Source organism: Nonomuraea sp. K271, assembly GCF_009908215.1.
Taxonomy (GTDB): Bacteria; Actinomycetota; Actinomycetes; order Streptosporangiales; family Streptosporangiaceae; genus Nonomuraea; species Nonomuraea longispora.
Genome location: NZ_JAAAHR010000229.1, coordinates 1 through 11,936, shown reverse-complemented (window position 1 = coordinate 11,936; position 11,936 = coordinate 1). Strand labels below are relative to the sequence as shown.

At 73.4% G+C, this 11,936-nt stretch carries 11 protein-coding genes; 4 read left to right on the top strand and 7 right to left on the bottom strand.

The annotated features are described in order from the left end of the window. Window positions 1-33 precede the first annotated feature (33 nt). Window positions 34-2,460, bottom strand: a complete 2,427-nt coding sequence (locus GUY59_RS43155) for a glycoside hydrolase family 95 protein (protein ID WP_138207867.1) — start codon at window positions 2,458-2,460, stop codon at window positions 34-36. Window positions 2,461-2,708: 248 nt separating this feature from the next. Here GUY59_RS43155 and GUY59_RS43150 point away from each other — a divergent pair, with 248 nt between their 5' ends. Beyond that, window positions 2,709-3,581: an amidohydrolase family protein gene (locus GUY59_RS43150; protein WP_252375212.1), complete on the top strand. Its 873-nt coding sequence runs from the start codon at window positions 2,709-2,711 to the stop codon at window positions 3,579-3,581. Between the two features lie 16 nt (window positions 3,582-3,597). Here the strand turns inward: GUY59_RS43150 and GUY59_RS43145 are convergent, their stop codons facing one another. Genes GUY59_RS43145 through GUY59_RS51085 form a run of 6 tightly spaced genes read right to left on the bottom strand, consistent with a single transcriptional unit; the run spans window position 3,598 to window position 9,086 of the window. Further along, complete coding sequence (locus GUY59_RS43145; RefSeq protein WP_138207865.1) at window positions 3,598-4,644, bottom strand: aldose 1-epimerase family protein; 1,047 nt, start codon at window positions 4,642-4,644, stop codon at window positions 3,598-3,600. Next, on the bottom strand, window positions 4,641-5,354 hold the full coding sequence (locus GUY59_RS43140) for an SDR family NAD(P)-dependent oxidoreductase (RefSeq protein ID WP_138207863.1): 714 nt from the start codon (window positions 5,352-5,354) through the stop codon (window positions 4,641-4,643). The genes GUY59_RS43145 and GUY59_RS43140 overlap by 4 nt, the downstream gene beginning before the upstream one ends. Beyond that, window positions 5,351-6,403: a carbohydrate ABC transporter substrate-binding protein gene (locus tag GUY59_RS43135; protein WP_138207861.1), complete on the bottom strand. Its 1,053-nt coding sequence runs from the start codon at window positions 6,401-6,403 to the stop codon at window positions 5,351-5,353. The genes GUY59_RS43140 and GUY59_RS43135 overlap by 4 nt, the downstream gene beginning before the upstream one ends. Beyond that, window positions 6,391-7,581, bottom strand: a complete 1,191-nt coding sequence (locus GUY59_RS43130) for a CaiB/BaiF CoA transferase family protein (protein WP_138207859.1) — start codon at window positions 7,579-7,581, stop codon at window positions 6,391-6,393. The genes GUY59_RS43135 and GUY59_RS43130 overlap by 13 nt, the downstream gene beginning before the upstream one ends. After that, window positions 7,581-8,357, bottom strand: a complete 777-nt coding sequence (locus GUY59_RS43125; protein ID WP_138207857.1) for an enoyl-CoA hydratase/isomerase family protein — start codon at window positions 8,355-8,357, stop codon at window positions 7,581-7,583. Before GUY59_RS43125 ends, GUY59_RS43130 begins: the two co-directional genes overlap by 1 nt. 12 nt (window positions 8,358-8,369) lie before the next feature. Then, window positions 8,370-9,086: a FadR/GntR family transcriptional regulator gene (locus GUY59_RS51085; RefSeq protein ID WP_138207855.1), complete on the bottom strand. Its 717-nt coding sequence runs from the start codon at window positions 9,084-9,086 to the stop codon at window positions 8,370-8,372. Between the two features lie 148 nt (window positions 9,087-9,234). Here GUY59_RS51085 and GUY59_RS43115 point away from each other — a divergent pair, with 148 nt between their 5' ends. The 3 genes from GUY59_RS43115 to GUY59_RS43105 all read left to right on the top strand — a co-directional run. After that, window positions 9,235-9,909, top strand: coding sequence for an aspartate/glutamate racemase family protein (locus tag GUY59_RS43115; RefSeq protein ID WP_138207853.1), 675 nt, complete (start codon window positions 9,235-9,237; stop codon window positions 9,907-9,909). After that, a complete protein-coding gene (locus tag GUY59_RS43110) occupies window positions 9,906-11,222 on the top strand; it encodes a RuBisCO large subunit C-terminal-like domain-containing protein (protein ID WP_201762032.1) in 1,317 nt (438 codons plus the stop codon). The genes GUY59_RS43115 and GUY59_RS43110 overlap by 4 nt, the downstream gene beginning before the upstream one ends. Window positions 11,223-11,229: 7 nt before the next feature. Further along, the coding region (locus tag GUY59_RS43105) for a four-carbon acid sugar kinase family protein (RefSeq protein WP_161715018.1) at window positions 11,230-11,936 on the top strand (707 nt) is incomplete at its 3' end.

The window sequence follows — 11,936 nt, the reverse complement described above, 5'->3', positions numbered from 1 at the left end:
CGTCCCTCCGCCTGACCCTCCGCCCGACCGGGGTCAGGCCGGGGCCAGCTCGTACGTCGCGCCCTTGCGGGTGTCGAGGACCAGCACCCCGGGTTCGGGCCGGTCGGCCTTGACCGGGCGGCCTCGTTCGGTGACGGCGACCGGGTGGGCGGTGCGCAGGGTGAGCCGGCGTCCGAGGTCGGAGCGGATCCGCCCCCGCCGCAGCGCGCCGCCGTCCCACGTGAGGTCCACCTCGAACCCGCCGCGCGCCCGCAGCCCCCGGTACGACCCGGCGGGCCAGGCGGCGGGCAGGGCGGGCAGCAGGTGCACCTGGTCCCCGTGGCTCTGCAGCAGCATCTCCGTGATCCCCGAGACGCCCCCGAAGTTCCCGTCGATCTGGAACGGCGGATGCAGGTCGAACATGTTGGGCGCGGTCCGCGCGGGCACGAGCAGGTTGCCCAGCCGCTCGTAGGCCTCGGCGGCGTCCAGCAGCCGGGCCCAGAAGTTGATCTTCCAGGCGAGGGACCACCCCGCGCCGGCCTCGCCCCGCAGCTCCAGCGTCCGGCGGGCCGCCTGGGCCAGGTCAGGGGAGAGGCGCGGGTCGATCTGGTGGCCGGGGAACAGCCCCCACAGGTGGGAGATGTGCCGGCTGCGCGACAGGGCGGCGTCGCCGCGGTAGTCCTCCTGCCACTCCTGGATCTGCCCGAGATGCCCGACCTGGTTGGGCACGAGCCGCGAGCGGGCCTCGCCGGCCCTGGCGCGCAGGTCCTCCTCGATCCCGAGGGCCTCCGACGCCTGCGCGAACGCGCCGAACAGGTCGCGCAGGATCTGCATGTCCATGGTCGGCCCGGCGCAGATGCTGACGTTCTCGCCGCCGTCCTCGTGGTGGCCCACCTCCGGGGAGTGGGAGGGGTTGGTCACCAGGTAGCCGGTCCTGGGGTCGGTCCGGAGGGTGTCGAGGAAGAACTCCACCGAACCCTTGATCAGGGGGAAGTGCTCGCGCAGCCGCCGCTCGTCGCCGGTGTAGAGGTAGTGCTCCCACAACGTCAGGCACAACCACGCCCCGCCGGTCGGCCACACGCCGTAGAAGGCGTAGTCCACGGGGGCCGTGCCGCGCCAGCCGTCGGTGTTGTGGTGGGCGACCCAGCCCTTGGCACCGTACTGGGTGCGGGCGGTACGCGCGCCGGTCTCCGCCAGGTCCTTGATCAGGTCGAACAGCGGGTCCATGCACTCGATGAGGTTGCCCGGCCCGGCCGGCCAGTAGTTCATCTCGCAGTTGATGTTGATGGTGTACTTCGACTCCCACGCGGGCGTCAGCGAGTCGTTCCAGATGCCCTGCAGGTTGGCCGCGTGGCCGGGCGCCCGGGAGCAGGAGATCAGCAGGTAGCGGCCGTACTGGAAGTAGAGCGCGGCCAGCTGCGGGTCGGTGTCGAGCTGCTGGCGGACGATGCGCTCGTCGGTCGGCAGCGCGGCCGCGTCCGACATGCCGAGGTCGATCTCCACCCGGCCGAACAGCTTGCTGTAGTCGCGCACGTGCTCGCGCCGGAGCACCTCGTACGGCCGCCCCGCGGCCCGCTTCAGATGGCGCTCGGCCACCTCGTCCGGGTCGCCGCCGACGTCCTTGTAGCTGCGGTAGCCGGAGCCCATGGAGATGAGCAGCGTCACCTCGTCGGCGCCGGTCACGGCCAGCGTGCCGTCGTCGGTGGCGACCGTCCCGCCCTTCGCCTCGGCCCTGGCCAGGGCGCGGAAGCGCACCTCGCCCCTGAGCCCCTGGGTGTCGCCGCTGACGCCGTCGAGGGCGATGGTGGCGGGCCCGGCGGCGGCCGTCGTGGTGGTCTGCGGGCTGGAGAAGGCCGCCTCGAACGTCACCGAGCCGGGCTTGTCGGCCGTGTGCCGCACGACGATGACCTGGCCGGGGTTGCTGGCGAAGACCTCGCGGGTGTGGCGGACGCCGTCGCGGACGTAGGTCACGGTGGTGACGGCCCGGGTCAGGTCGAGCTCGCGCCGGTAGTCGGTGAACTCCGCCGAGCCGGGGAAGGTGAGGGTGAGGTCACCGAGCACCTGGTACGGTGCCTGCTCGCTGGGGATGCCGAGGAACTTCTCGTCGGCGAGGTTCTGGGCCTGCTGCCACTTGTCCTCCCAGACCCACTGCCGGATCTGGGGGAGGGCGGCCAGGGCTTCGGGGTTGTCGTAGGTGTGCGGCCCGCCGGCCCAGATGCTGTCCTCGTTCAGCTGGAGCCGTTCGGTGGCGACGCCGCCGAAGACCATGGCGCCGATCCGCCCGCAGCCGACGGGCAGCGCTTCGAGCCATTCCGCGGCCGGGCGGGTGTACCAGAGGGTCAGCGGGCCGTCCTGCGGGCCGTGCCGCGTGCCGGCCCGCGCGGGAGCGGCGTTCGCCCCGGTCACGAGCACGGATCCGGCTGCGGCGCCTAAGCCGGTCGTGAGCATGCCTCGTCGTGTGTAGCCGTCGTTGGTCACCATTACTCCTCTTCCGGAACGCATGCCGCCGCCGGGGCGGGATGTCACGAGAGCGATGAGGACGATCGTCGTCAGGGGGTCCGGATGTCTCTCGGGCCGCGGGGACGTCGAAGGCGAGAAGTTCAGCGGATGTTCACCGCGAACATGGGATGTATATCTACGCGAACAGGGATTGGCTGTCCATACTTCCGCACAACCTGGCCGAAACATAGGATGTATGTTAGGTTCCGGTTCTGCTGGAGAGGGCGGTCGTGCCCGCTATCCGCCCGCACCCGACCGAGCCGGAAGCCGTGATGACCCGCATCGACGCCCACCACCACGTCTGGGATCTGTCCGTACGCCCCCACGCCTGGCTCGCCCCGGAGCCGATGGCCCCTGTGCGCCGCACGTTCACGCTCGACGACCTCGCCGGGCCCGCCGCCGCGGCCGGGGTGAGCCGTACCGTGCTCGTGCAGGTGCTGCCCGACCTCGGCGAGACCCGCGAGTTCCTGGCCCTGGCCGCCAGCTCCGAGCTCGTCGCCGGTGTCGTCGGCTGGATCGACCTGACCGCGCCCGACGCCGCCGACACCCTCGCGGGGCTGCCCCACGGGCTGGTCGGCGTCAGGCACGGCGTGCAGTCCGAACCCGACGCCGGCTGGCTCACCCGCGCCGACGTGCGCCGCGGGCTCGCCGCCGTGGCCGCCGCGGGGCTCGCCTACGACCTGCTCACGCTGCCGCACCAGCTGCCCGCCGCCATCGACACGGTGGCCGCCGTGCCGGAGCTGACGTTCGTACTCGACCACCTGTCCAAGCCGCCGATCGCCTCGGGAGAGCTGGAGCCGTGGCGCGGCCGCGTCCGGGAGCTGGCCCGCCACCCCAACGTCTACTGCAAGCTGTCCGGCATGGTCACCGAGGCCCGCTGGGGGTCCTGGCGGGTGGCCGACCTGCGGCCGTACGCCGAGGTCGTGCTGGAGGCGTTCGGGCCCGAGCGGGTGATGTTCGGCTCCGACTGGCCGGTGTGCCTGCTCGCGGCCGGCTACGAGCAGGTCGCCGAGGCCGCCGACGCGTTGTGCGCGGGCCTGTCGGACGGCGAGCGCGCGGACGTCTTCGCCGGGACGGCGCGGCGGGCGTACCGGCTGGAGTGACGGCCGCCCGGCCGCCTCAGATCGTTTCGACACGGAACGTCGTGTGGTACGTCCGCGACTCCTGCGGGCCGAGCCAAATCATGCTGCCGTCCTCCCTGGCCGCCGCGTCGCCGGAGACGTGGTGCGTGGACGGCTCCAGCCCCACCGCGTAGTTGCCCGAGCGCAGGTTCAGCCACTCGAAGAAGTACGGGAACTCCCGCGCGGGCCACTCCACGGACACCCTCATCCCGAGCCGGTCGTTGACCACGGCCACCCGGTGCAGCCCGTCGTCGCCCGGGACCAGCGCGTGCTCGTACACCTGCTCCACGAACCCCGGAGCCGGCCCGGGGAAGACGAGGTGACCGGCCCGCTGCTCCGCCACACTGTCGCTCTGCCAGAGCGTCTCGCGGATCGCCGCCTCGAACCTGGCGCCCTCGTCGAGCAGCGGCCAGCCCAGGTTGATGTGGTACAGGTACATGTGCGGCGTCGGCTCGAAGCCCGCGTTCGTGACGGTGTCCACCAGCCTGATCTCCTCGCCCCCGAGGTCGGCCTCGATCCGCCGCACCAGGCGCAGGTTCTCGGCGAAGACCGCCGCCTGGCGCACCTCGCCCTCCGCCCACAACACGCAGCGCTCGCCGTCCCAGCGCTCGCCGTAGCCGGTCAGCCGGGCGGGCAGGTTGCCCGCGCGCCCGTGCAGGCCGTGCCGCACCGACGTGCGCGGCGGATAGCGGTAGGTGCCGGCGGGCACGTCGCCGCCGAACAACGTGTGGTCCAGCCCGGCCGTGACGATCAGGCCGGAGAACGAGCGCAACCACGACAGCCCGTCCTCGTCGGCGTTCTCGTGCAGCCCCGGATGGCGGAAGCCGGTGGGGGAGCGCCAGCCGAACGCGCGCCCGCCGTGCTCGGCGTGCCCGATGTCCATGCACCGGTCCACCAGCACGTCGAACGCCAGCCCCGATCCGGTCCTGAACTCCAGCGCCCTGATGCCGCGCTCCGCCCCGTCGGCCAGCGTCACCAGCCGCACCCCGCCGGCCGCGCTCAGATCGCCCGTCAGCTCCGCCAGCCGCCTGCGGTCCGGCGTCATGCCATCACCCACCCTCCGTTGACTTCGATGGTCTGGCCCGTCACGAACGAGGCGTCCGGGCCGGTCAGGAACGACACCACGGCCGCCAGCTCCTCCGGCTTGCCGCGCCGCTGGAGCGCCTGACGCTCCAGCACCATCCGGTCGTACGCCTCCGGATCCGGATGGATCGTCTCGGCCGCCGTCGGGAACGCGCCCGGCGAGACGCAGTTGACCCGGATCTCCTCAGGGCCGAGCTCGCGGGCCAGCGCCCTGGTGAGCGCGGCGGCGGCGCCCTTGGTGGCGACGTACGCGGCCAGGTCGGACCAGCCGCCGTGCATGGTGATGGAGGCGACGTTGACGATCGCGCCGCCCCGTCCGCTCATCTGCGTGCTCATCTGCTGGGCGGCGAGCTGGGCCGCCAGCCAGTAGGCCCGCTGGTTGACGGCGTGCACGTCGTCGTACTCGGCCAGCGGCACCTCCAGAAAAGGCCGGGCCGGATAGACGGCCGCGTTGTTGACGAGGATGCCGACCGGCCCCAGCCGCGCCCGCGTCTCGGCGAACGCGGCCTCGACGGCGGCCGGGTCACGCAGGTCTGTCTCCAGGGGGAGCGCGCCGTCGAGCCCCTTGGCCTCGACGTCGAGTGCCGCCACCCGGTGGCCGTCGGCGGTCAGCCGGCGCACGATCGCGCGGCCGAGCGCCCCGGCGGCGCCTGTGACGAGCGCCGTGGTCATCTGTGCCTCCATTCGTGGTGCACCTGCTTGAGCAGGTCGCGGGCCGGGACGCGGGCGAGCAGCCCGTCGCGGATCAGCGCGGACGACCTCCCCTGCTGGGCGATGTAGCCGGGGAAGCGCGGCCTGACCCAGGCGGCCTCCAAGGTGGCCCGGGTGCCGCGGTAGAAGCTGTCGCCCTCCCCGGCGGACTCCCATACGGCGCGGGCCGCGGGCTGCCCGCCGGTGGCGGGGAACAGCCCGGTCTGCACCGGCTCCGACAACAGGCGGCGCAGATGGGCGCGGACCGCCTCGCGGATCGTGCCGATGCGCCTGCGGGAGACGGCGAGCCCGGTGCCGCCGAGCACGCTGCCCGGCGGCCGGCCCGGCCAGGCGGGGGCGTCGGAGAAGGTCAGCGGGTAGGTGGCGTACCCGTACAGGAGAGGGCAGCAGTCGGCCTCGCCCGCCGCCAGCGCGTCGAGCACGCCGATCGGGTTGCGCATCGACATGCTGGTGTCCGCGGCGGCCAGCAGTTCCGCCATCAGCTCCAGCGCGCTGGCCCCCGCCTCCACGTCCAGGAAGTCGCCCGAGCAGAGCGCGCAGAACATGAGAAACGCGTGCGGCCCGCCCAGGCACAGCACCATCCGCACGTCCCGGGCGAACCCCGCCATCTCCGTCCAGTCCGCCGGCACCCGCACGCCCGGCCCCGCGGCCGCCACCTGTGTGGCCGCGTCGAGCGGCAGCGCCCACTGGCGCCCGTCCAGGCGGTAGCTGTCGAAGCAGCGGCCCGCCGACCCGGCGCGCAGGGCCGCCAGCTCATCCGGCTCGAACAGCTCCTCCATCGGCACCAGCGCCTCCACCGCCGCGCCCAGCCCGGGATGGTCCACGACGAGCACGTCGTACGTCTCGCACAGCCGCGCGATCGGCTCCGACTCGAACCCCTCCAGCGGCTGCCGGTCCCACACGATCGGCTCGGGCACTGCGCCGTACGGGTTCCGGCCGGTCAGGTCGAGCCGGGTCAGCTCGTCCAGCGGGGCGTACCCTCTCGGATGGTCCCAGGTCAGTCCTCGCATGCCAGCACGCCCTCCGCCAGCAGCTCGGCCGTGCGCTCCGGCGGGTAGCCGAGCTCGCCGAGCAGCTCCCTCGTGTGCTCGCCCACCAGCGGCGCGCCCCTGCGCACCTCGGGAGGCGTGGCGCTGAAGCCGTACGGGAAACCGGGCGTGGTCACCGTGCCCTCGGTGCGGTGCTCGTAGGTGACGAACGAGCCGTTGTGCCGGACCTGCGGGTCGGCCACCAGGTCGGCGTAGCCGTACACCGGGCCAGCCCACACGTCGTGGCGGGCGCAGATCTCCAGCCACTCCGCCGTCGTACGGCAGGGCAGGCGGCGGGCCACGAGCGCGGTGATCTCGTCGCGCCTGGTGTGGCCGTCGGCGTCGCCGTCCATGCCCGCGAGCTCCGGCAGGTCGAAGGCGACGGCCAGCACGTCGAGCCGGGGCATGCCGAGCGCGAGATATCCGTCCTTGGTGGCGAACACGCCGTAGGGCGCGCGGATGTAGGTGTGGCCGTGCGGCTCGCTCCCGCGGCGCTGCGGCACCCCGCCGACCGTGAAGACCGACAGCTCCTGCATCTGCACGGCGACGGCCGCGTCCAGCATGTTGACGCTCACCCGCTGGCCCTCGCCGGTGCGCTCGCGGTGCAGCAGCGCGGCCAGCGCGCCTTCGAAGGCGCTGTAGGCGGTGACGGCGTCGATGGCGTACGTTCCCGCGGGAGCCGGCGGGTCCCCCTCGCGGCCGGTGCTCAGCATGGCGCCGCTCATGGCCTGCAGCAGCAGATCCTGGCCGGGCCGCGCCATGTAGGGCCCGCTCTCGCCGTAGCCCGACATGGAGACGTACACGATGCGGGGGTTGAGCGCGCTGATCGTGGCGTGGTCCATGCCGAGCCGCTCGGCCACGCCGGGCCGGTAGTTCTGCAGGAACACGTCGGCCGTCGCGGCCAGCCGGTGCACGATCTCCCGGCCCTCGTCCGCCTTGAGGTTCACGGCCAGGCTCCGCTTGTTGCGGTTGAGCGACAGGAACGACGCGTTCACCCGGTTGCCCGTCGCCCCGCCCGCCAGGGCGTGCCGCTGCCACTCGCCGGTCACCGGCTCGACCTTGACGACGTCGGCACCGAGGTCGCCCAGCCGCATGGCGGCCAGCGGCCCCGCCATCGCGATGGACAGGTCGACCACCCGGTAGCCGTCGAGTACGCCCATCAGCGCCCCTCGAACACGGGCTCGCGCCGCTCGGCGAAGGCCGCCCTGCCCTCCGCCGCGTCGGCGGTGGCGAAGCAGACGGTCTGCAGGTCGCGCTCGTACCGGATGGCCTGCTCCAGCGGCATCGAGTAGGCCGCCCTGACGTTCGCCTTGGCCGTCTGCGCGGCGATCGGCGGCCTGGCCGCGATCCGCCCCGCCAGCTCCAGCGCGGCCGGCAGCAGCTCCTCCCTCGGGTGCAGGTCGGTGACCAGCCCCCACCGCAGCGCGCGGCTGGCGTCGATCGGGTCCCCAGTCAGCAGCATGGTGGCCGCGTTGCTCGGGCCGACGGCGTGGGCGAGCAGCGCCGACTGGCCGCTGCCGCCGATCCAGCCCAGCTTGATCTCCGGCGCGGCGAACGTCGCCGTGTCTGCGGCCAGCCGGATGTCGCAGGCCATGGCCAGTTCCAGGCCGCCGCCGTAGGCGTAGCCGTTGACGGCCGCGATGACCGGCTTGCGCAGGGCGCGTACGGCGTCGCCGTAGTCGCCGCGGTTGCGGAACTCCCACGGCGTCGCGTACGCGTCGAGTTCGCCGATGTCGCTTCCGACGCAGAACGAGCGCTCGCCCGCGCCCGTGAGCACGGCCACCCGCACGCCCGGGTCGGCGTCCACCCTGTCGAGGCCGGCGCGCAGGGCGGCGGCCATGCCGGGGGTGATGGCGTTGAGCTTGTCGGGTCTGTTCAGGGTGATGACGGCCACGGGACCGTCGACGTCGAGGTGGACGTGCACGTGTTCGCTCATTTCATGGGGTGGTCAGCAGCAGAGCCGTACGTGCTGCTCGGCGTCGGCGCGGGCGACCTCGACCACCTCGCGCATGGCCTCCTCGGCCTTGCGGTGGTGGTGGCGCCTGATCGCCACGGCGACCCGCTCGTGGCCGGGCAGCGTCTCCTTGTTGTGGGCGACCGAACGGGTGTGCACCTGGCGTACGGACCGCAGGGCGATGCTGATCATGTCGTAGACGTAGAGCAGCAGGTCGTTGTCCGCCGCGGCGAACACCGCCTTGTGGAAGGCCAGGTCGGCCTCGATGAACGGCTCGGGGTCGTCGGCGGTGGCGTAGAGCGCGGCCAGCGCCTCGTCGATGCGCCGGACGGCCACCGCGTCCGCCCGCTCGGCCGCCACCCGCGCCGCCCCGGGCTCCAGCGCGACCCGCAGGTCGGCCAGCACCCGGATGTCGCCGGGCCGCGGCTCGGGCATGAACCGCCAGCTCAGGACGTCGGCGTCGAGCAGATTCCAGGACTCGCGGGGGCGCACGATGGTGCCCGCGCTCCTCCTGGTCTCCAGCAGGCCCTTGCCGGCCAGCACCTTCACGCCCTCCCTGACGGCGGAGCGGCCCACGCCGAGCTCGCCGACCAGCTCCTCCTCGATGGGGATGGACGTGCCGGGAGCCAGCCCGCCCCCGACGATCTGCGCGCCGAGCGCCTGGACGACCTGGACGTGCCGGGCCGCGTCCGGCTGGGGATCTGTTGCCACGGTTTCGCAAGCTACCCCGAGCGCCGTCGTTTTCCTAGACCTTCATCCGATGAAAGCCGAACTTCATCGGATGAAGACCCTTAACAATCCCGGATCCCGGTAGTACGTTCCCAGCAAGCGGCACCGACCTCCGCCACAGGGAGAGACCATGAGGCTGGCACTGATCCACACCTCGGCGACGCTGGTCGACGTGTTCGCCGGGCTGTGCGCCGAGCACCTGCCCGGCGTCGGCACGTTCAACATCGTCGACGACAGCCTGATCAAGGACACCATCGCCGCCGGCCGCCTCACACCTCTGACGGCGCGGCGCGTCGCCGGTCACGTCGGCTCCGCCGAGGCCGCGGGGGCCGATCACATCCTGGTGACCTGCTCCTCCATCGGCGCCGCCGTCGAGGCCGCCGAGCCGCTGACCGGCGTGTCGGTGACCCGCGTCGACCGCCCGATGGCCGACCGCGCCGTCGCGCTCGGCCGCCGGATCGGCGTGCTCGCCACCCTCACCACCACCCTCGAACCCACCGCCGACCTCGTACGCCGGCGTGCCGCCGCCGCCGGAAAGGAGATCGAGCTGACCGCCAGGGTGTGCCAGGGCGCGTTCGAGGCGCTGATGAGCGGCGACGCCGCCACCCACGACGCGCACGTGGCGCGGGCCCTCGCCGAACTCGGCGCGGACGTCGACGTGGTCGTGCTGGCCCAGGCGTCCATGGCCCGCGTCGCCGGTACGGTTCCGGCGACGGGGCCGGCGACGGCGCCGATCCTGACCAGCCCGCCGCTCGCCATGCGACACCTGGCCCGGGAGATCCTGGGCGAGCGGCCGAGCCGGTGACCACCTCGCCCGGAGCGGAGCGCGTACCGGCCGCCCGGCTCGGGGCGGGCCGCGAGCCGGGGGACGGGCGCGAGCTGACCGTCGCCACGTACCACGTGCTCACCCGCCTGCCGCTCGAACAGGCGGTGAGCGCGATCGCGGGCGAGCAGAGCACCGGCACGTTCGTCGGCGTCGCGGGCGAGACCGACGAACTGCGCGCCCGGCACGGCGCGGTGGTGCTCGGCATGACCGAGATCCCCCCGCCGGTCACCGAGGCGCTGCCCGGCGCGGCCGGCGACGGGCCGCTCACCGCCGGCCTGGTGCGGATCGGGTTCCCCCTGGACAACACCGGGCCGTCGCTCACGAACCTGCTCCCCGTGGTCGCGGGCAACCTGTTCGAGCTGCGGGAGCTGGCCGGGCTGAAACTGACCGACCTCGACCTGCCCGCCGCCTTCGGGCAGGCGTACCTGCCGGCCCGGTTCGCGGTGGAGGGCACACGGCGGCTGGTGAGGCGTCCCGGCGGGGTGCTGATCGGCACCATCGTCAAGCCCAACGTCGGGCTGCGTCCCTCCGACTACGTGGACCTGGTGGTCGAGCTCGGGCTGTCCGGGGCCGACTTCATCAAGGACGACGAGGTGAACGGCGACTGCCCGCCCGCGCCGCTGCCGCAGCGGGTGCGCGCGGTCACGTCCGCGCTCGACGAGGTCGAACGGCGGACCGGGCGGCGGCCGATGTACGCCTTCAACATCAGCGACGAACCCGACCGGATGCTCGCCCACCATGACCTCGTCGTGGCCTCCGGCGGCACCTGCGTCATGGTCAACCTGAACGTCGTCGGCCTCCCCGCGGCCGCGATGTTGCGCCGGCACTCCCGCGTGCCGATCCACGGGCACCTCACCGGCACCGGAGCCCTGTTCCGCCATCCCGGGATCGGCATCGCCCACGTCGCCTACCAGAAGCTGGCCCGCCTGGCGGGGGTCGACCACCTGCACTGCGGCGGGTTCCACAGCAAGTTCTACGTCACCGACGACGACGTGCGACGCACGGTGGCGGCCGTACGCGAACCGCTGCTCGGCGGCTTCCCGTGCCTGCCCGTGTTGTCGTCCGCCCAGTGGGCCGGCACCGCGCCCGTCACCCTGGAGCGCACCGGCACCAGCGACCTGCTCGTCCTCGCGGGAGGCGGCGTGCTCGGCCACCCCGACGGGCCCGCGGCCGGGATCGCCAGCATGAGGCAGGCGTGGGCGGCGGCCGAGGCGGGCGTGCCGCTGACCGAGGTGGGCGAGCCCGAGCTGGCCAGGGCGCTGCGGCACTTCGGCGGGGTGGTGCGGAAGTGAGGCCGCGGTGACGCGCATCGCCTTCGCGGCCGACGACTTCACGGGCGCGACCGACGCGTTGTGGCAGTTCAGGAGGTTCGGGCTGACCGGGTCGCTGGTCACCGACGTGGCGCACCTGCACGACCGGGACGACGTCATCGGCATCGCCACCACCGCGCGGACGTCGGCCGACCCCGCCTCCGTGGTGCTGCCCGCCTTCACGGCCCTGGCGGCGCTGCGGCCGCTGGTCATCCAGTACAAGGTCTGCTCGACCTTCGACTCCTCCCCGCAGCGCGGGAGCATCGGGGCCGTCGTCGCGGCCCTGCACCGCGCGGGCATGGCACGGGGTCCCGTGCCGGTGCTGGCCGCGCAGCCCGAGCTGGGCCGCTGCACGTGGTTCGCCAACCATTTCGTACGCACGGGCGACGAGGTCCACCGGCTCGACCGTTACCCGCCGGCGCGCGACCACCCGGTCACCCCCGCGACGGAGGCCGACCTGCGGGTACGCCTGGCCGAGCAGGGCGCGGGACGTACCGGATGGTTGCCCGCGTCGCCGTCGGAGGACGACTACCGGGCGAGGGCCGGGGACGCGGCCTTCGTCGCGGACGCGGTGACGGACGAGCACATCAGGGGGCTCGGGCGGTTGCTGCTCGCCGACGCGGCCACCCGTACCCCGCTGTGCTGCGTCGGCTCCGGCGGCCTCAGCCGCGCCCTCGCCTCGGCCCTCACCTCCGC